Origin of the sequence: Sphingomonas sp. BE138 (assembly GCF_031456125.1) — a bacterium.
In the GTDB taxonomy this organism is placed as follows: Bacteria; Pseudomonadota; Alphaproteobacteria; order Sphingomonadales; family Sphingomonadaceae; genus Sphingomonas.
The window spans coordinates 155,557-174,741 of sequence record NZ_JAVDUC010000006.1 but is presented as its reverse complement, the minus strand read 5'-3'; the positions used below and the strand labels follow the sequence as shown (position 1 = coordinate 174,741).

Genomic DNA, 19,185 nt, shown 5'->3' with positions numbered 1-19,185 from the left:
TTACTTCGCCATCAATTCGCGGCGCAGGAAGGCGTCGAGCAGGGCGGCACGGCGCGCATCCTCGGCATGATCGGCGCCGACCGAATGGCCGCCCTCCAGATATTCGTGGAAATACACGCGGTTGCCGTTCTGCTTGAGCAAAGCGGCCAGCTTGCGCGCGTGACCGGGATGGACGCGGTCGTCCTTGGTCGAAAGGTAGAAGAAGACCGGCGGGTAGCGGACGCCCGTCTTCACGTTCTGATAGGGTGACCAGCGCCGCATGAACGCCCAGTCGGCGGGCTTGTCCGGATCGCCATATTCGTCGATCCACGACGCGCCGGCGGACAGATGCGAATAGCGCTGCATATCCTCGAGCGGCGAGCCCGCGATGACCGCACCGTACAGATCGGGGCGCTGCTGCATCGCGACGCCGACCAGCAGGCCGCCGTTCGAGCGGCCCGAAATGCCGATCTTGCCCCGCGCCGACACGCCGGTGCGCACCAGATCGTCGCCGACCGCGTGAAGGTCGTCGAACACGTTCTGCCGCTTCTCGCGCAGCCCCGCCTGGTGCCAGCGCGGCCCGTACTCGCCGCCGCCGCGCAGGTTGGCGAGGACATAGGCGCCGCCCTGCTCGACCCAGAACAGCGCCAGCGGCCCGGCACGATAGGGCTGGCCGGTCAGATAGGTCGGGGTCTGCGCGGCGCGGAACCCGCCGTACGCGTGGATCAGCGTCGGGGCCGGCGCGGCCGCGCCCTTCTTCGTCACCAGGAAATAAGGCACCCGCGTGCCGTCGCGCGAGGTCGCGAAGCGCTGCACCACCTGATATCTCGAGGCATCGAAGCGCGCGGGCAGCGCCTGCACCGTATGCGGCACCGCGCCGGCCCGCACCGCATAGAGCGTCGGCGGCGTCAGCATGCCCTCGACGGTGACGAACGCCTCGTCGCGTTTGCCCGCGGTGGCGCCGAGATGCACGGTGCTGTTGCCGGGCAGCGCGATCGTGGTCGGCGACCAGCGGCCGTCCGGCTGCCGGCGCAGCGCCAGCAACCGTCCCGACACGTCGTCGAGCAGCTTGACCCACAGGACATGATCGCTGGCGGCGACCTCCTCGATCGCCTGGCGGTCGCCGGGGGCCAGCACCAGCTCGCCCCGAGGGCGTCGGCCGGCGACGATCTCGGGCAGTGACCACGCCACCAGCGCGCCGGCGGGAAAGCCGTCCGCGGCCTCGTTCAGCTTCGCCACCGCGCGCCCGTCGATCACGTCGAGCACGTCCGCGCCCCTGGGTAGACCGAGCGGCACGAAGCGGCCGTCGGCGGCCTGTACCAGCAGTTCGCGTTCGAAGAAGGTGTGCCCGACGCTGACCATCGGCCAGCGGCGCGTGGCATCGACGAACGAGGCCGCGCTGACCTGCACCGCGCCGACCGGCGACTCGTGGACGGTGACGGCGGCGGACAGCGGCGTGCCGCGCTTCCACAATTTGGCGATGCGCGGATAGCCCGACGTGGTGAGCGACCCCGCCCCCCAGTCGGTGGTGACCAGCAACGTGTCGCGGTCGACCCAGTCGACGTCGTTCTTCGCCTCGGGCAGGACGAAGCCGTCGTCGACGAAGCGCCCGGTGGTGAGATCGAATTCGCGGACCACCTGCGCGTCGGTGCCGCCGGGGCTCAACCGGACGAGGCAACGCGCATAATCGGGCTCCAGGCAGCTGGCGCCGTGCCAGACCCAGCTCTTGCCCTCGGCCCGCCCAAGCGCATCGACGTCGATCAGCGTCCGCCACCGCGGCTTACCCGCCTGGTAATCGGCCAGATCTGCGACGCGCCATAGCCCGCGCGGGTTCTTCGCATCGCGCCACAGATTGGTGACGCGGTCGCCGATTACCGCATCCACATCCGCGATCTGCGCCTCGTCGTCGAGGATCGCCTTGGCGCGGGCACGGTCCTGTTCGTAGCGCGGGTCCCGGGTCAGCTGCGCCTCGGTCTCGGCATTCCACGCCTTGACCTGTTCGAGGGCGCGCGGGCCTTCGATGTCTTCCAGCCAGAGGTACGGGTCGGCGGCCGGGGCGGCAGCGAGGACGACGGGAGCGAGGGCGAGCGGGATCAGGCGGTTCATCGGCTTCCTGCGTAGCGACGGCGGGTCGCGATAGGAAGCGGGTCGCGCAAGTTGGCGATCGTTGCGCCGCTAGGGGGCCTGCGCGGCAGAGTGCCGGTGCCGGGGCGGAGCAGCGCGGAGGGTAGCGAATGTTGGCGGATATGGGACAATGCTTCGTCATTCCCGCGCAGGCGGGAATCCAGACACGCAGGTTCCCGCAAGAGGCGCCACGCCGGAGGTTCTGCGGTCCCGCCTGCGCGGGAACGACGGTTTAGAGGTTGCGAACGGCCGACGGAAAGCCGCCGAATGTTGGCGGAGAGATGTGCATCGCTGCCGTGGCAGGCCGTCGATCCCTCGCCTACCTTCAGTCGCCGGTCACCTTCGCCGGACCCAGGTCGCCCTGCCCGACCGTGGTGCTCGCCATCTCCAGCATGGCGTCGAGGCTCTTCTTGGCCTGCACGCGCAGCCCCTCCTCCATCTCGATCCGCGGGCTGAGGTCGCGCAACGCCACGTAGAGCTTCTCCATCGTGTTCAGCGCCATGTACGGGCAGATGTTGCAGTTGCAGTTCCCGTCCGCGCCCGGCGCGCCGATGAAGGTCTTGCCCGGCAACGCCTTCTGCATCTGGTGGATGATGTGCGGCTCGGTCGCGACGATCAGCGTGTCGCCCGGCATCGCGATCGCATAGTCGAGGATGCCGCGCGTCGAGCCGACGTAATCGGCGTGGTCGAGGATCACCGCGGGGCACTCCGGGTGGGCGGCGATCGGCGCGGACGGGTATTGCGCGCGCAGCTTCAGCAGCTCGGTCTCGCTGAACGCCTCGTGGACGATGCACACGCCCGGCCACAGGATCAGGTCGCGCCCGGTCTTGCGCGCCAGATAGCCGCCGAGGTTGCGGTCCGGGCCGAAGATGATCTTCTGGTCGGCGGGGATCTTGGCCAGGATCGTCTCGGCCGAGGACGAGGTGACGATCACGTCGCTGAGCGCCTTCACCGCCGCCGAGCAGTTGATGTAGGTCAGCGCGATCGCGTCGGGATGCTGCGCGCGGAAGGCGGCGAACTGCTCGGGCGGGCAGCTGTCCTCCAGGCTGCACCCGGCGTCCATGTCGGGGAGGATGACGGTTTTCTGCGGCGACAGGATCTTGGCGGTCTCGGCCATGAAGCGCACGCCGCAGAACGCGATCACGTCCGCATCGGTCGCCTGCGCCTTGCGGCTGAGGTCGAGGCTGTCGCCGACGAAGTCCGCAAGGTCCTGGATCTCGGGCTTTTGATAATAATGCGCGAGGATGACGGCGTTGCGCTCACGGCGAAGGCGGTCGATCTCGGCGCGCAGGTCGAGACCCGTCAGGTTCGTCGGCTGTTCCATGCGCGCGCAGATGGCGCGTCACGGGGACGCAATCAAGCGAATCAATGTGAGGGGTGATCCTGGTCACCTCTCCCGGTCGTCATCCCCACGTAGGCGGGGATCCAGACGCGCAGGTCTTCGCAAGAGTCGCGGCGTCGCAGGTCCTGGATTCCCGCCTTCGCGGTGATGACGAAGATGGCGCCCTAGCGTGCGTTGCCGAGCACTTCCTCCAGCGAGCGCGTCAAATCCCATTGGTCGCGATTGTCGGGGCGCGGTTCGCCCGCGAAGCGCACCTCGACATCCACGGGCAGGTTCGCGGCCGCCAGCGTACCCTCGAACAGCCGCTCCAGCGCGGTGCGGGCGTTCTCGCGTGCCTTGGCGATGTTCCCGGGCTCGCGCGCCTTGGCGGCGACCACCTCGGTCGCCTTGCCGGACACCTTCTTCTGCAATTCCGCCATCGCGCCGCGCGGCGGGAGTACGCCGCTGGTGGTGTCGATCGTGACGCGGCTCTCGTCGATGTTGGGCGCGCCCACCGTCACGTCGGGCACCTCGACCAGCAGGCGGCGGCGTCGCTCGTCATAGCGGAAGTCGCGCGGGCGCAGGCTGCCGAGGGGCACGAAATAGTCGACATCGTACGGTGCCTTGATGACGCGGACGTATTTGAGCCAGCCGAACATCCGCGTCGCCGATGCGGTCGACTGGACGGTGCCCGACAGATGGCTGACGCGCAGTTCGTTGCTGCCGTACAATCGACCCGCGACGACGCGCGCCACCGCCACGCCGCTGGCGTCGCGCTCGACCGTGTACCGTTCGGTGACGTAGCGATAGCCGACCCAGGTCGCGACCAGGATCGCGACGGCGACCGCCAGCGAGACGAGCAGCCGCCCCAGCCCGGTCAGATGCTGTCCGGTCAGATGCCCCGCCATGCGTCCCCCTTCCGCGTCACCAGCCTGCGCCGTTCGAGGTCGAGCAGATGCGCCAGCACCGAGCGCCCCGCCGCCCCCGCCAGCCGCGGGTCGATCCCGACGTACATGCGCGCGACCATGTCCGCGATCGTATGCGGCGCGGTCGCCAGCAGGCGCAGGATCTGCCCCTCGCGCTGCTTGCGATGCCCCAGCATGCCGCGCACCAGCCGCTGCGGGCGCGCGACCGCCTCGCCGTGGCCGGGGTAATAGATGCGGTCGTCGCGCAGCAGCAGCTTCTCCAGACTGGCCATGTAATCGCCCATGTCGCCGTCGGGCGGCGAGACGACGCTGGTCGCCCAGCTCATGACGTGATCGCCGGAGAACAGCGCGTTCGCCTCGGGCAGTGCGAAGGCGAGGTGATTGGCGGTGTGGCCCGGCGTTGCGAGCGCGCGAAGCGTCCAGCCGATTCCCGACACCGCGTCGCCGTCCGCCAGCACGCGATCGGGGGCGTAATCGACGTCGAAGGCCGCATCGGCGGGCTCGCCCTCCACCTGGACGACGATCGGCGCGCAGCCGACGATCGGCGCGGCGGTGTCCTGCGCCAGCCGGATCGCGCCGGGCGAATGGTCGCGGTGGTGATGGGTGACGAGGATCGCGCGCACCGGACGGCCCGCGATGGCGGCGAGCACCGCAGCATGATGCGCCGGATCGGCCGGGCCGGGGTCGATCACGGCAAGATCGGTGCGGCCGACGATGTGCGTCTGCGTGCCGGTGTGGGTGTAGGCCGAGGCGTTGGGCGCGAGGACGCGCGTGACGAGCGGTTCCAGCGTCATCGCCACGCCGGTGGGGAGGTCGTCTGCCATCGATGCTGCACATGGCGGTGTCGGCGGATGGGCGCAAGGGTGGCGGGGGGTGCCCTCCACCAGCGTCGCCCCAGCGGAAGCTGGAACTCCCTGTGGCGAGCGCTGCGACCGGTCGCGGAAGAGCCCGGCATTTGCCGGATAAAATTTGCCGCGAAGCGCCGCCGCCCCTGCGTAGGCAGAACCTATCGCCGTGTCGTGCGGACGAAAGGTTCGAACCATACGCGTCGAGCGCGTGTCGAACCTTTCCAGAATACGGGACGGGCATGCGCCCGTGCCTGCGCAGGGGCGGTACGTCTTCGGGATTACTCCTGCGCCGCCAGTTGTGCCCGCATCCGCGCCATTTGCCTGTCGACCCCGGCCAGCGCATGGTCGCGCTGCGCGTCGCTCAGGTTGCGCTCGGCGGCGAGCGCGACGCGCGCGCGCTCCAGTCCGGTCAGCGCGGCCTGAAGCGACTGGCGCCGGATCGCCCCCGACTGACGCTGGAGCGCCGTGGCCTGCTGCCGAATGCGCGCGGTGTCGACCATCGCGAGGCGCTGCGCGTTGCGCGCCAGCGCAGCCGCCTCGCGTTGCAGCCGCGCGGCGTCGATCGCGGACAGCCGTGCGGCCTGGCGGTCGAGCGCGGCAGCGTGTGCGTCGAGCGCGGCGACCTCCGCGTCGCCGGGAACCGGCGGCATCGGGGGAACGGGTGGGACCGGCGGCAGCGGCGCGACAGCGGGGGTAGGCGGCGCCGGCGGAACCGGGGGCACCGGCGCGGGATGTGTGGCGAGATATCGTTCGGCCGCGGCGCCGGTGTAGGTGGTGGTGCGGCCGTCGGTCTTCACGATCACCGTGGTGCGACCGAACTTCTGCGGCGTCACGACAATGTGGCGCGTCGCCGGGGCGGCGGGCACGTCGGGGACGTCCGGCATGTCAGGCATCTCGGGCATATCGGGCATCTCGGGCATGGTCATCTCCAGCCCCGTCGCATCCTCGACCCCGGCGCGCACGCGCTCGGCGGCCTGCGTGCCCGAGGCGGTGAACGCCAGCCCGCCGGCCGCGAGCATCGCGATCGCCGCGCCGCCCATCGTCATCTCCGTGCGCGACGCCTTCTTCCTGCCCAGCATCTTCAGTCTCCCCTTCAGATCCTTCACGGTGTTGAGGTGGCACGCCGGCGACACGGCACGGCCGTGCGCGGCCTTGACGATCGCGCACCCATAGGCGTGGCGCGCCGCGCCGCCGGTGCGCGCCAGCACCCGCGCGTCGTTGGCCATTTCCTGATCGGCCCGGAAAGCACGGAAGGCGATCCACGCCAGCGGGTTGAACCAGTGGAGCGCCAGCACCGCCAGCGCGATCCAATTGGCGATCAGGTCGCCGCGCGCATGGTGGCCGAGCTCATGCTCCAGCGCCAGCGCGCGCTCCTCGGCATCGAAGCGCGCCGCGAAGTCGCGCGGAAAGGCGACGACGCGGTCGAACACACCGAAGGCCAGCGGGCCGTCGGTCGCCGCGCTCTGCACCACCGTCACCGATCCGACGCGGTCGACCGCGATGCCGTGCCGCAGCACGTCGTAACGGAAGCGGAGGTAGCCGAACGCCTGCCACGCCAGCAGCGCCGCCGCGCCGCCCAGCCAGAGTGCGAGCGCGATCGACGGCCAGCCGATCGCATGCGCGTTGCTTGTCACCGGCAAGGTCGCGACCGGATGGCCGAGCGAGATGGTCATCGGCTCCAGCGCGGGCAGCACCGGCAGCGCCTCGCCGCGCCACCCCTCGGGCAAGGGCGGCAGCACCAGCCGCAGCACGGGCATCGCCCACAGCGCATAGGCGACGCGCGCGCCGAACGCCTGCCGCACCGGCCCGCGCAGGATGATGACGGCCAGCATCAGCAGCGCCGATGCCAGCATTGCCTCGACAGCCCAGCCTGTCAGTGCCGAGGCGATCATTGCTTGAGCGCCTTGAGCAGCGCCTCGATCTCGCTGATGTCCTGATCGCTGAGCGCGTCGCGCTCGGCCAGGTGCGCCACCAGCGGGGTCAGCCGGCCCCCGAACAGCCGGTCGATCAGTCGCGTCGATTCGCGCGCGACATAATCCTCGCGCCGCACCGCCGGGCTATAAAGATAGCGCCGCCCATCGACCTCGTGCCGGACGGCTTCCTTGCCGAGCAGCCGGCCGAGCAATGTCTTGACGGTCCCAGCGCTCCAGCCGCGTTCGGGGTCGACACGTTCGGCCACGTCCTGCGCGGTGAGCGGACTTTCGTCCCACAGCACCTCCATGACCGCATGTTCGGCATCGCTGATCCGCTCGACCACGACTCGCTCCCTCGCTCCACCCATCTGACTACGGATGTAATCGACACGATTACATCCGTAGTCAAGAGCGATCGGCGTAGGAAACGTTCCCCCGCTACTTCGCGGCGGCCGCCGCCATGCGCTTCTGCGTGTCGCCGCGCACCAGGTTCACGATTTCGGCAAACGCCTTGGCGAAGGAGTCCAGCGTGAAGGGACGCCCGGGGCTTGCCGCCACCGTCTGTAACTCGCGGAAGACCGCCGCGGGCAGGTTGACCTGCGTGGAGGAGGCCGGATCGATGAAGGTGTCGTAGACATAGGCCCCCATCGTGGCCTCGCTTCCGCGGTGCTGCGGCGGGATCCAGCCTCCGGCCGGGATCGCCTTTACCGGGATGTGGAAGCTCTTGTTGCCGAGCCGCAAGGCCCGGAAATGCCGCACCGCCATCAGGAAGGCCGGGTTTTCCGGCGAATATTCAGACTGGCAGAACACCATCAACTCATTGAAAAGTTGCGGCGATTCAAGGACCTCATCGATCGACTTGAGCGGCGTGGCCTCGCCCGTCGTGCCGCGACCGAACGTTTTCTGCAATTTGCTGAAAAAACCCATGCTTGCCCCCCAGAAGCGGTCGGACACATTCCGACCGGCTCGGCGGCTATGCGACAAACATGAATCAAGGGCCAGAGGCGTCGTGACCCAGCCGGACGGTCGGGCCCATGGGCTCCGCACGGCGTCCCACGCGGGACGCCGCGCCGTCATCATTGCGCCGCGCCGGCCTTCTGGAACAACTCGCCCAGTTCGCCGGCCTCGTACATCTCCATCATGATGTCCGATCCGCCGACGAACTCGCCGCCGACATACAGCTGCGGGATGGTCGGCCAGTCCGAATAGCCCTTGATCCCCTGGCGGATCGCCTGATCCTGCAACACGTCGACGCTTTCGAACTGCACGCCCAGCCGCTCGAGGATCGCGACCGCGCGGCTGGAGAAGCCGCACTGCGGGAACAGCGGCGAGCCCTTCATGAACAGCACCACCGGGTTGCTCTTCACCAGCGCGTCGATGCGGGCGTTCGTGTCGTCGGTCATCGTCATCTTCCTCGAAACTGTGTCGCCGGCCTACTTCGGAACGGCGGTGGTCAACTGCAAGGCGTGGAGCACGCCGCCCATCCGCCCGCCCAGCGCGGCATAGACCGCCTGATGCTGGCGCACGCGCGGCATCCCCACGAACGACGCCGATACGACGCGCGCCGACCAGTGATCGCCGTCGCCGGCCAGATCGGTCATCTCGACCTCGGCATCCGGGATGCCCGCCTTGATCAATGCGGCGATCTCCGCCCCTTCCATCGGCATCGCGCTTACTCCGGCTGCATCAGCTGACGGCGCGCCTCGACGGTCTGCTCGTCTAGCGCGCGGCGTACCGCCGCCTCGTCGATGTCGACGTTCGCCGCGGTCAGGTCGCCGAAGATCTTGCGAAGCACATCCTCGTCGCCGGCTTCCTCGAAATCGGCCTGCACCACCGCCTTGGCATAGGCATCCGTCTCGGCCGGGGTCAGTTGCATCAGCTGCGCGGCCCATTGCCCGACCAGCCGGTTGCGGCGGGCGATGATGCGGAACGCCACTTCCTCCTCGCGGGCGAACTTCGCCTCGAATCCGCGTTCACGATCGTCGAAAAGGGTCATGCTGGCTCCGTCGGTACGTCACCGATGGATAGTGCGCGCCCGTCCGCGGTGCAACGTCGCTCAACCCGCGACGCGCACCACCAGCTTGCCGATCGCGCTGCGCTGCCCGAGCCGTGCGATCGCCTCACCGCCGCGCTCGAGCGGAAACACCTCGTTCACGCGCGGCGTGATGCGCCCCTCACGCCACAGGTCGAGCAGCCGCTCGATATGCGCGCGGTTGGCGGCGGGGTCGCGCGCTGCGAACGCGCCCCAGAACACGCCGCACACGTCGCAGCTCTTGAGCAGCGTCAGGTTGAGCGGGAGTGCGGGGATACCGGCAGGGAAGCCGACCACAAGATAGCGCCCTTCCCAGCCGATCGCGCGGAGCGCCGGCTCGGCATAATCGCCGCCGACCGCGTCGTAGATCACCTGGAACCCGCCCGCGCCGCCCGCCGCCTTGAAGCGATCGGCGAGCGCCTTGGACGCCGGCTTGTCGAAGGGAGCGTGCGGATAGACGATCACCTCGTCGGCGCCCGCCGCGCGCACCGCTTCCGCCTTTTCCTCGCTCGACACCGCGCCGACCACGTGGGCGCCGAACGCCTTGCCGAGTTCGACCGCCGCCAGCCCGACCCCGCCCGACGCGCCGAGCACCAGCAGCCGGTCACCCTGCTTGATCCGCGCGCGGTCGACCAGGGCGTGGATGCTGGTGGCGTAGGTGAGCAGCAGCGCCGCGCCTTCCTCGAACCCGCGGTCGTCGGGGAGCGGATAGAGCGCGTCGGCGGCGACCGCGCGCTTCTCGGCCAGCCCGCCCATCAGCACGGTGCCGATCACCCGGTCGCCGGCCTGCCACTGCGTCACGCCCGCGCCGACGCTGTCGACGACCCCGGCGATGTCGCCGCCGGGCGCGAACGGACGCGGCGGGCGGACCTGATAACGGTCCTCGATGACCAGCACGTCGGGATAGTTGATCGAACACGCCCGGACCGCGACCACGACCTCGCCCGGCCCCGCGCCGGGGTCGGGCAGATCGCCGACCTCCAGAGTTTCAGGTCCGCCCGGCGTCCTCGACAGCAAAGCCCGCATGTGCCGCATCTCTCCTGATCCAGGGCCGCTCGTCGTCGAGCCGCTCCTCGAATTTCGAAATTGCGGTATCCTTTGCCAGCGTCAGGCCGACCTCGTCCAGCCCTTCCATCAGGCACCGGCGGCGAAAGGCATCCAGCTCGAAGGGAAAGCGGTCCTGAAACGGGGTGGTGACGGTCATCGTCTCCAGATCGACCGTAACCTCGCTGGTCTTCGCAACCTCGACCAGCCGATCGACGGCCTCCTGCGGCAGCACGACCGGGACGATGCCGTTCTTGAACGCGTTACCCGAGAAGATGTCGGAAAAGCTCGGCGCGATCACCGCCTTGATCCCCATGTCGCCGAGCGCCCAGGCAGCGTGTTCGCGGCTTGACCCGCAGCCGAAATTGTCGCCCGCGATCAGGATCGGCGCGCCGGCGTAAGCGGGGTCGTCGAAGATATTGCCCGGCTGCGCGCGCACGGTCTCGAACGCGCCCTTGCCCAGCCCGGAGCGCTTGATCGTCTTGAGCCAATGCGCCGGGATGATGACGTCGGTGTCGATGTTCTTGGCACCCCAGGGATAGGCGGTGCCCGAAACGCGCGTGACCGGCTCCATCAGCGCGCCGGGCGGCTCGCGGGGATCGCGGGACGCGCGATCGCGGCATAGGCGGCGACCCCGCTCAGCACCGAACCGGCGATCAGGAACATCAATACCTTCTTCATCTCACGCCCTTTTCCTCAACCCATCAGTTCGCGCACGTCGGCGAGACGGCCGGTGACCGCCGCCGCCGCCGCCATTGCCGGCGACAACAAATGGGTACGCGCGCCAGGTCCCTGACGTCCCACGAAATTCCGGTTGCTGGTCGAGGCGCAGCGCTCGCCCGGCGGCACCTTGTCGGGGTTCATCGCCAGGCACATCGAACAGCCGGGCTCGCGCCATTCGAACCCCGCCTCGGTGAACACGCGGTCCAGCCCCTCGGCCTCGGCCTGGCGCTTGACCAGCCCCGATCCGGGCACGACCATCGCGCGCACGCCGTCGGCGACATGCCGGCCGCCCGCCACCGCGGCGGCGGCGCGCAGGTCCTCGATGCGGCTGTTCGTGCAGCTGCCGATGAAGACGTGCTGGACCGGCACGTCCTGCATCCGCGTTCCGGGGGTCAGCCCCATGTAGTCGAGCGACTTGCGCGCCGCCTCCCGCTTCGACGCATCGGCGAAGCTGTCGGGCGCGGGCACCACGCCGGTGATCGGCACCACGTCCTCGGGGCTGGTGCCCCAGGTCAGCGACGGCGCGATATTGGCGGCGTCGAGCACGACGCTGCGGTCGTAACGCGCGCCCGCGTCGCTGGGCAGCGTCCGCCACCAGGCGACCGCCTTGTCCCAGTCCGCGCCCTTGGGCGCCAACGCCCGTCCCTTCAGATAGGCGAAGGTCGTCTCGTCGGGCGCGATCATCCCGGCGCGCGCACCGCCCTCGATCGACATGTTCGCGATCGTCAGCCGCCCCTCGACCGACAGGTTGCGGATCACCTCGCCGGTGAATTCGATGACATGGCCGGTGCCGCCCGCCGCGCCGATCCGCCCGATGATCGCCAGCACCACGTCCTTGGCGCTGACGCCGTAGCCGAGCGTGCCGTCGACGCGCACCTCCATCGTCTTCGACGGCGACAGGATCAGCGTCTGCGTGGCGAGCACATGCTCGACCTCGCTGGTGCCGATCCCGAACGCCAGCGCGCCCAGCGCGCCGTGAGCGGAGGTATGACTGTCGCCGCAGACCATCGTGGTGCCCGGCAGCGTGAAGCCCTGCTCCGGGCCTACGACATGCACGATCCCCTGCTTCGCCGACAGTGCGTCGATATAGGGCACGCCGAACTCGGCGACGTTCTGGCGCAGCGCACCGAGCTGTTCCGCACTCTCCCGGTCGGCGATCGGCAGTTCGTGGCCGTGCGCATCGACGCGCGCGGTGGTCGGCAGGTTGTGATCGGGCACCGCCAGCGTCAGGTCGGGACGCCGCACCCGCCGCCCGGCGCTGCGCAAGCCCTCGAACGCCTGCGGGCTGGTCACCTCATGGACGAGGTGGCGGTCGATATAGATCAGGCAGGAGCCATCGTCGCGACGCTCGACCACGTGAGCGTCCCAGACCTTCTCGTACAATGTGCGGGGAATGGAGGACATGATGCGCGGCTGTTAACCGAAAAGCATCGTCGCTCCAAGGGTCGACGCAATCTTGTTGCGGCGACGCACCGACCCGATCATCACGCCAGATCCTCGTGCGTGAACAGGGTCTTGGCATAACGGTCGATATGCCGGCGCAGCGGCACATCGCCCAGCGCCTCATAATGGACGAGGTCGGTCGTCACCGCGAGACCGCTGCGGTCGAACAACGACCAGAGCCGCGCCAGTGCCGCCGCGTCCAGCGACCCGTAAAGCGCCAGGTCGATGTCGGACGCCGGCCGTGCCCGCCCCAGCGCGCGCGATCCGAAGACGGCGACACGGTCGATCCGGTCCGCAAACGCCCGAAGGACCGATCCGACGATCGCCCGTTCGCGATCGGTGATGGTGATCGCATCGTCGGTCACAGTCGCGAACGCTCGACCAGCAACATTTCATGCAGGTCTTCGAACCGGTCCATGAAGCGGTCGCGCAACGCGTCGATCACGCGATCGAAGGCCTGCTGACGATAGACGTGCGACACCTCGTTGCGTGCATCGAGCGCCTCCATCCAGATTTCGCCATCCGTGATATAGCCTGCTGCGAACGCTGCCCGGATCACGTCGGCCGGGCCGGTCCGTGGCATCGTCACCTTTCGGGCGACGAGATAATCCTTCAGCGTCTTCCACGCGAGTTCGAAGGTATATTCGAACCGTTGAATGACCCCTTCCCGGATGATGGCCGGCATGTCGGGCCGATCGAGCAGGTCCACGCCCCCGCGCAGCCGCACCATCGCCGCGTCGAAGTTCTGGAAACGCTGTACCCAGGGGGGCGTGTCGGCAGCTGCGATGTCCATCGCGGCGGATATATCCGCGCCGGCCGGTGATCGCCACCGTTCAGACGGCGCGATGGTCCTCGATCACCGTACCCGTCGCGGTCACCTCCGCCTCGTGCGATGTCTCGCGGAACGTCTCGGCCAGCGCCGCCGCTTCCCACGCCCGCATCGCGGGTTGCTCCAGCATCCATGCCACCCAGCGTGCACCGGCCTCGCCCACGTCGATGCCATAGGTGCGCACGCGGAACGCGACCGGCGCAAAGAACGCATCGACCGCGCCGAACGACGCGCCGGCCAGGAAAGGGCCGCCGAAGCGGGTCAGCCCCTCGCCCCACAATTCCGCCAGCCGCGCGACGTCGCGCGCGACTCGCGGCGAGGTGTCGTGCGGCGTCACGCGCTGGCCGACCGTCATCGTCCGCTCGCCCCGCAGCGCGCCGAATCCGCCGTGCATTTCCGTCGCCGCGCACATCGCCCACGCCCGTGCGTCCGGATCGGCCGGCCACACGCCATCGTGCCGCTCGCCCAGATACAAGGCGATGCCGAGCGAGTCCCACACGGTACGGTCGCCGTCGAGCAGCACCGGGACCTGGCCGGTCGGGGAAAAGGCGCGGAACGCCGCATGATTGTCCATCGACGCGAACGGTTCGACGCGATCCTCGAAGGGGATGCCGAGCATCGTCATCAGCACCCACGGGCGCAGCGACCAGCTCGAATAGTTCCGGTTCGCGGTGATGAGCGTATAGGTCATCGGATCAGTCCACGTACCGGGCGGTCGTCTTCGCCTTCACCTCGTCCGCGGTTACGCCCGGCGCCAGCTCGATCAGCCGGAACGGCGAATCGTGATCGGGGCGCTGGAACACCGCCAGGTCGGTGACGATCATGTCGACGACATTCTTGCCCGTCAGCGGCAGGCTGCAATCGGGCAGGAACTTCGGGCTGCCGTCCTTCGACACATGCTCCATCACGACGATGATCTTCTTGACGCCGGCGACCAGGTCCATCGCGCCGCCCATGCCCTTGATCATCTTGCCCGGGATCATCCAGTTGGCGATGTCGCCGCGCTCCGACACCTCCATCGCGCCCAACACGGTGAGGTCGATATGCCCGCCGCGGATCATCGCGAAGCTCTGCTCGCTGCCGAAATAGGCCGAGGAGGGCAGTTCGCTGATCGTCTGCTTGCCGGCATTGATCAGGTCGGGGTCGACCTCGTCGTCGTACGGGAACGGCCCGATGCCGAGCATGCCGTTCTCGGATTGCAGCGTCACCGTCATGCCGTCGGGGATGTTGTTGGCGACCAGCGTCGGGATGCCGATGCCGAGGTTGACGTAATAGCCGTCCTTCAGCTCGCGCGCGGCGCGCGCCGCCATGCCGTTGCGGTCCCAGCCCTTGCTGTCCTGCGCCATGGTGTTCAGGCTCCCGTTCGGAAAAAAGAGAAGGTGCTCACGGCGCGTCCTTCCAGCGCTTGTCGGCCGGGAACGTCTCGTCCCAGCCGGCGCCCAGGCCGGTGCCGTAGACCGGGTTGGGCAGCACGAACCAGCCGTTGCCCCAGCGCGCCTCGATCGGCCCGACCGCGGTCAACATCCGCCGCCCGACCGCCGGGGCCGGGCCGGGCGGGTTGAACAGATCGGCGAAGTCGCCCAGCTGGTCGCCCGCGAGCGCGAGCACGCAATATCTCGCGGCGATCGCAGCGCGGCGGCCGTCCTTGCCCGACTTGCCGTCGACGTCGCCCTTCAGGAACAGCGTCTCGCCATGGCGGAAGTCGCCGAGCCCGGCATTGGCCAGCGCCTGCGCGGTCTGGTCGGCGTTGGCGGCGGAGCGGTTGGTGTTGACGATCATCGTCACCCCCATCGCCCGCAGCGCACGGAACGCCGCCACCGCACCCGGCACCGCGCCGACCTTGGTCGCGCCAGCCCTTTCCCAGCGTTCCCAGCGCTGCTGGTCCCAGGCGTGCGGCGCTTGCGCGTCGTCATATTCGTAGCCGAGGTTCAGCACCGCGGTCTCGTCCATGTCGAGCACCACGGCCGGGGGCAAGGTGCCGCACGGTACCGTCTCCGCGCTGGCCGCGGTCGCGCCGGGCATCAGCACCGCCGACGCAGGCCAGCGCGGCAGCGTGCCGGCCCTGCGCTGCGACGGCAGCCGCCCGCGCCGGTCGCGCGCCCGGTCCAGCACGTCGCGGACATAACGGACCATGCCGTTGTACGCCTGTTCCGACAGTGCCGCCGCCTCGCCCGAGCCGTACAGCCACGCCATCGCCGGCGGCACGGCGGAGGGTGCGGGCGCATCGGCGGCGACCGGCGGCACGCTCGGCCGCCCGAGCAGCACCTGCCGCTGCGCCGCGCACCCGCCGAGCGCGAGCGGCAGCGTCGCAGCGAGCGCCGGCAGGACGCGTGCCCGCATCACGCGGCCGCGCGCGGACGAGTGGTGCGGAACTCGATCTTCTTGTCGTAGGGTGCGCCGACGATCATCCGCTTGACGTAGATCCCGGGCAGATGGATGTGATCGGGGTCGAGCGTGCCGACCGGCACCACCTCCTCGACCTCGGCGACACAGATCTTGCCCGCGGTCGCCATCGGCTGGTTGAAGTTGCGCGCAGTCTTGCGGAAGATGAGATTGCCGCTCTCGTCGGCCTTCCAGCCCTTGATGATGCTCAGATCGGCGCGGATGCCGCGTTCGAGGATATATTCCTCGGGTCCATTCGGGCCATCGAACACCTTCACTTCCTTGCCCTCGGCCACCTGCGTGCCGACGCCGGTCTTGGTATAGAAGCCGGGGATCCCCGCCCCACCCGCGCGACAACGTTCGGCGAGCGTCCCCTGCGGGCAGAACTCCACCTCCAGCTCGCCCGCCAGGAATTGCCGCTCGAACTCCTTGTTCTCGCCGACGTAGGACGAGATCATCTTCCTGACCTGACGCGTGCGCAGCAGCTTGCCGAGCCCTTCGCCGTCGACGCCGGCATTGTTGCTGGCGATCGTCAGGTCCTTCGTCCCCGCATCGCGGATCGCATCGATCAACCGCTCGGGGATGCCGCACAAGCCGAACCCGCCCGCGCAGATCGTCATGCCGTCGAACAGCAGCCCCTCCAGCACCGCGGCGGCATCGTCGTACACCTTGTTGACCACGGGCTTGCTCTCCGGTCCGGCTATGACATCGCGCGCACCCGGTGCCCCGACCCCGCGCACCCACGCTCCTTAGCGAGCGAGGCGATGAAGGCAACGGGGCAACCCGCATGACCACCAAACCCCTTGCGGCCCCCCGCCCACGCTCTAGGCTGCACGCCCATGACAAGCCTGAGAACCGGCGGCCGCATCCTGGTCGACCAGCTCGTCGCGCAAGGGTGCGACCGCGTCTTCACCGTGCCGGGGGAAAGCTTCCTGGCGGTGCTCGACGCGCTGCACGACACGCCCGCGATCGACGTGGTGACGTGCCGGCAGGAGGGCGGCGCGGCGTTCATGGCGTGCGCGGACGGGACGCTGACGCACCGCCCCGGCGTCGCCTTCGTCACTCGCGGACCCGGCGCGACGAACGCCGCGATCGGCGTCCATGTGGCTAGCCAGGATTCGCAACCGATGATCCTGTTCGTCGGGGACGTCGATCGCGGCACGCGCGACCGCGAGGCATTTCAGGAGATCGACTTTCAGGCGATGTTCGCGCCGCTGTGCAAATGGGTGGCGCGGATCGACGATGCGCGGCGCATTCCCGAATATGTCGCGCGTGCCTATGCCACCGCGATCGGCGGCCGCCCCGGCCCGGTCGTCCTGGCGCTGCCCGAGGACATGCTGCTCGACGAGGTCGAGGCGGTCGACCGCACGCGCATCGAACGCCCCGAGCAGGCGGTGGACGCCGACACGCTGGAGCGGCTGCGCGACCTGCTCGCCACCGCCGAGCGCCCGCTGGCGATCGTCGGCGGCGCCGGCTGGGACGTGACCGCCGCCACCGCCTTCGCCGATTGGGCGACGCGCGCCGGCGTGCCGATCGCCGCCGCGTTCCGCCGGCAGGATGCGATCGCCAACGACTGCCCGGCCTTTGCCGGCAACCTCGGCTACGGCCCCAACCCCAGGCTGGTCGCGCGGGTGCGCGACGCCGACCTGCTGCTGGTCGTCGGTGCGCGGCTGGGCGAGGCGACCACCGACGGCTATGCGCTGGTCACTCCCGATCATCCCGGACAGCGGCTCGTGCACGTCCATCCCGACGCGGCCGAGCTGCACCGCGTCTATGCCACCGATCTGGCGATCTGCGCCGGCATGGCCGCGTTCGCCGAGGCATTGGTCCCGCTCGACGGCGGCGCCCACCCGCATGCCGCCGAGGCGCGCGCCGATTATGAGGCGTGGCGCGAGCCCGCGCCACGCAACGGGGTCGCGCTTGATCTGGGGCCGTGCGTCGTGGCGATGCGCGCGGCGCTGCCGGCCGATACGATCATCTGCAACGGCGCGGGCAATTTCTCGGGCTGGTGGCATCGTTACTGGCAGTATGCCGGCCCGGGGACGCAGCTGGCGCCGACCGCGGGGGCGATGGGCTATGGCCTGCCCGCCGCGATCGCGGCGGCACTGCGGCGACCGGGGCGCAGCGTGGTGGCGGTGGCGGGCGACGGCGACTTCCTGATGAACGGGCAGGAACTGGCGACCGCGGTCCAGCACGGCACCGACCTGCTGGTCGTGGTGGTCGACAACGGCACCTACGGCACGATCCGCATGCACCAGGAGCGCGAATATCCCGGACGCCCCGCCGCCACCCGCCTCCACAACCCCGATTTCGCCGCCTTGGCGCGCGCCTATGGCGCAACCGCCGAGACGGTGTCGCGCACGGAGGACTTCGCGCCCGCGCTCGACCGCTTGCTTGGCGTGACGGGCGTTCGGTTGCTGCACTGCCTGACCGATATCGAGCAGATCACCCCCGCCACGACGCTGAGCGCGCTGGGGCAGCGATAGGGCGACGTCTCGTCATCGCGAGTGCAGCGGAGCAACCCGGCGCCGGACCACGACGCTCTGGATTGCTTCGCTGTGCTCGCAACGACGGATCGACCGGCAGCGGAAACCGGCACCCGATCGGTGGGTTAATCCATGATGGCAGACGAACCCCATAGTGTCGGCGACATCCTCGACGCGGTCGAGAAGCTGGCCGACGAGCGGGACCGGATCGCGGTCGGCGACGTCGTCGAGGCGCTGGGCAGCCGTGGGTTCGGGCCGTTCCTGGTGGTCATGCCGCTGATCGACATCTCGCCGGTAGGCAGCATCCCGGGACTGCCTACCGCGATGGCGGCGGTCATCATGCTGATCGCGGTACAGATGGCGTTCGGGCGCCGGCATCTATGGCTGCCAAGCTTCGTACGCCGCCGGGCGATCTCGGCGGAGAAGGCGAAGACGGCCGTCGACAAGACGCGCGGGGTGGCGCGGTTCATGGACCGCTGGTTCCACGGGCGGTTGCCCGCGCTGACCAAGGGGCCGTTCGTGCGCGCCGCCGCGGTGGGCGTGATCGTGCTGGCGTGCGCGGTGCCGCCGCTGGAGCTTCTCCCGCTCGCCACGACGATACCGATGCTGGCGATCGCGGCGTTCGGGCTGGCGATCACGGTGCGCGACGGCGCGCTGATGATCGCGGCGCTGGTGCTGGCGGTGGCGGCGCTCGGCGTGGGGGCGGGATTGCTGGGGAACAGGTAACCCTTGCGCCGCTCCTGTCCCATCCGGATCGCGTCGCACAACATCCATGACAATTCTGCCGCACCATCGCGCACCTTCCCGCCTGGGCCGAGTCTTTGCCGGGGCGTTGCCGATCGAGCAAATGTAACGACACAAGAAAAAAGGGTCGCTCCGGCATCCCGAAGCGACCCCTATCCTTCTGCGAACGTGGCGCGATCAGATATCGTCGCCCAGCGCGCCCTTCACCTTGCCCTTGAACTGCTCGCCCTTGCCTTCGGCCTGCTGCACCTTGCCCTCTGCGGCAAGATCGGCGTCGTTGTTGTGGTGGCCGACGGCCTCCTTCACCTTGCCGATCGCTTCGTTAACGTTGCCCTTGATCTTGTCGGTCAGTTCGCCCATCGTCGATCTCCTTGTCCGAAACCCTGTGACG

The 19,185-nt window shown here is 69.3% G+C and carries 22 protein-coding genes; 2 read left to right on the top strand and 20 right to left on the bottom strand.

What is annotated here, in order from left to right:
* From J2Y58_RS10210 to J2Y58_RS10120, 19 genes are all read right to left on the bottom strand, one after another.
* Positions 1-2,085, bottom strand: a complete 2,085-nt coding sequence (locus tag J2Y58_RS10210) for a prolyl oligopeptidase family serine peptidase (RefSeq protein WP_310102427.1) — start codon at positions 2,083-2,085, stop codon at positions 1-3.
* Between the two features lie 343 nt (positions 2,086-2,428).
* Positions 2,429-3,427 (bottom strand): quinolinate synthase NadA, encoded by a 999-nt coding sequence (gene nadA / locus J2Y58_RS10205; RefSeq protein ID WP_310102424.1) that lies wholly within the window; start codon positions 3,425-3,427, stop codon positions 2,429-2,431.
* A gap of 182 nt (positions 3,428-3,609) precedes the next feature.
* Positions 3,610-4,332: a DUF4230 domain-containing protein gene (locus tag J2Y58_RS10200; protein ID WP_310102421.1), complete on the bottom strand. Its 723-nt coding sequence runs from the start codon at positions 4,330-4,332 to the stop codon at positions 3,610-3,612.
* Positions 4,317-5,174 carry an MBL fold metallo-hydrolase gene (locus J2Y58_RS10195; RefSeq protein ID WP_310102418.1) on the bottom strand — a complete coding sequence of 286 codons (858 nt, stop codon included), beginning with the start codon at positions 5,172-5,174 and terminating at the stop codon, positions 4,317-4,319. Before J2Y58_RS10195 ends, J2Y58_RS10200 begins: the two co-directional genes overlap by 16 nt.
* Positions 5,175-5,476: 302 nt before the next feature.
* Positions 5,477-7,090 carry a M56 family metallopeptidase gene (locus tag J2Y58_RS10190; RefSeq protein WP_310102414.1) on the bottom strand — a complete coding sequence of 538 codons (1,614 nt, stop codon included), beginning with the start codon at positions 7,088-7,090 and terminating at the stop codon, positions 5,477-5,479.
* A complete protein-coding gene (locus tag J2Y58_RS10185; RefSeq protein ID WP_310102410.1) occupies positions 7,087-7,455 on the bottom strand; it encodes a BlaI/MecI/CopY family transcriptional regulator in 369 nt (122 codons plus the stop codon). The genes J2Y58_RS10190 and J2Y58_RS10185 overlap by 4 nt, the downstream gene beginning before the upstream one ends.
* A 94-nt stretch (positions 7,456-7,549) precedes the next feature.
* On the bottom strand, positions 7,550-8,038 hold the full coding sequence (locus J2Y58_RS10180) for a hypothetical protein (protein ID WP_310102407.1): 489 nt from the start codon (positions 8,036-8,038) through the stop codon (positions 7,550-7,552).
* Positions 8,039-8,187: 149 nt separating this feature from the next.
* Complete coding sequence (gene grxD, locus J2Y58_RS10175) at positions 8,188-8,514, bottom strand: Grx4 family monothiol glutaredoxin (protein WP_310102405.1); 327 nt, start codon at positions 8,512-8,514, stop codon at positions 8,188-8,190.
* A gap of 30 nt (positions 8,515-8,544) precedes the next feature.
* Complete coding sequence (locus J2Y58_RS10170; protein ID WP_310102402.1) at positions 8,545-8,778, bottom strand: BolA/IbaG family iron-sulfur metabolism protein; 234 nt, start codon at positions 8,776-8,778, stop codon at positions 8,545-8,547.
* Positions 8,779-8,783: 5 nt separating this feature from the next.
* Entirely contained in the window at positions 8,784-9,107 is a 324-nt protein-coding gene (locus J2Y58_RS10165; protein ID WP_310102399.1) for a DUF1476 domain-containing protein, read from the bottom strand.
* A gap of 60 nt (positions 9,108-9,167) precedes the next feature.
* Positions 9,168-10,169, bottom strand: a complete 1,002-nt coding sequence (locus J2Y58_RS10160; RefSeq protein WP_310102396.1) for an NADPH:quinone oxidoreductase family protein — start codon at positions 10,167-10,169, stop codon at positions 9,168-9,170.
* Positions 10,132-10,761, bottom strand: coding sequence for a 3-isopropylmalate dehydratase small subunit (gene leuD, locus J2Y58_RS10155; RefSeq protein ID WP_310102393.1), 630 nt, complete (start codon positions 10,759-10,761; stop codon positions 10,132-10,134). Before leuD ends, J2Y58_RS10160 begins: the two co-directional genes overlap by 38 nt.
* 122 nt (positions 10,762-10,883) lie before the next feature.
* On the bottom strand, positions 10,884-12,314 hold the full coding sequence (gene leuC, locus J2Y58_RS10150; RefSeq protein WP_310102391.1) for a 3-isopropylmalate dehydratase large subunit: 1,431 nt from the start codon (positions 12,312-12,314) through the stop codon (positions 10,884-10,886).
* 80 nt (positions 12,315-12,394) lie between these two features.
* The gene (locus J2Y58_RS10145) at positions 12,395-12,718 is read right to left on the bottom strand and encodes a nucleotidyltransferase domain-containing protein (RefSeq protein ID WP_310102387.1); all 324 of its coding nucleotides are present in this window, start codon (positions 12,716-12,718) and stop codon (positions 12,395-12,397) included.
* Positions 12,715-13,146, bottom strand: a complete 432-nt coding sequence (locus J2Y58_RS10140) for a nucleotidyltransferase substrate binding protein (RefSeq protein WP_310102382.1) — start codon at positions 13,144-13,146, stop codon at positions 12,715-12,717. Before J2Y58_RS10140 ends, J2Y58_RS10145 begins: the two co-directional genes overlap by 4 nt.
* Before the next feature lie 40 nt (positions 13,147-13,186).
* Positions 13,187-13,873, bottom strand: a complete 687-nt coding sequence (locus tag J2Y58_RS10135) for a glutathione S-transferase family protein (protein WP_310102379.1) — start codon at positions 13,871-13,873, stop codon at positions 13,187-13,189.
* Between the two features lie 4 nt (positions 13,874-13,877).
* Positions 13,878-14,528 (bottom strand): CoA transferase subunit B, encoded by a 651-nt coding sequence (locus J2Y58_RS10130; RefSeq protein ID WP_310102376.1) that lies wholly within the window; start codon positions 14,526-14,528, stop codon positions 13,878-13,880.
* Between the two features lie 37 nt (positions 14,529-14,565).
* Complete coding sequence (locus J2Y58_RS10125; protein WP_310102373.1) at positions 14,566-15,522, bottom strand: HAD family acid phosphatase; 957 nt, start codon at positions 15,520-15,522, stop codon at positions 14,566-14,568.
* The gene (locus J2Y58_RS10120) at positions 15,522-16,244 is read right to left on the bottom strand and encodes a CoA transferase subunit A (RefSeq protein WP_310102512.1); all 723 of its coding nucleotides are present in this window, start codon (positions 16,242-16,244) and stop codon (positions 15,522-15,524) included. The genes J2Y58_RS10125 and J2Y58_RS10120 overlap by 1 nt, the downstream gene beginning before the upstream one ends.
* Positions 16,245-16,403: 159 nt before the next feature.
* On the opposite strand from J2Y58_RS10120, the gene J2Y58_RS10115 reads away from it, so the two are divergent.
* Together J2Y58_RS10115 and J2Y58_RS10110 are read left to right on the top strand one after the other, a co-directional pair.
* The gene (locus tag J2Y58_RS10115) at positions 16,404-18,050 is read left to right on the top strand and encodes a thiamine pyrophosphate-binding protein (protein WP_310102370.1); all 1,647 of its coding nucleotides are present in this window, start codon (positions 16,404-16,406) and stop codon (positions 18,048-18,050) included.
* 135 nt (positions 18,051-18,185) lie between these two features.
* Positions 18,186-18,776, top strand: a complete 591-nt coding sequence (locus J2Y58_RS10110) for an exopolysaccharide biosynthesis protein (protein WP_310102368.1) — start codon at positions 18,186-18,188, stop codon at positions 18,774-18,776.
* Positions 18,777-18,971: 195 nt separating this feature from the next.
* Here the strand turns inward: J2Y58_RS10110 and J2Y58_RS10105 are convergent, their stop codons facing one another.
* Positions 18,972-19,154 carry a CsbD family protein gene (locus J2Y58_RS10105; RefSeq protein ID WP_310102366.1) on the bottom strand — a complete coding sequence of 61 codons (183 nt, stop codon included), beginning with the start codon at positions 19,152-19,154 and terminating at the stop codon, positions 18,972-18,974.
* Between the last annotated feature and the right edge of the window lie 31 nt (positions 19,155-19,185).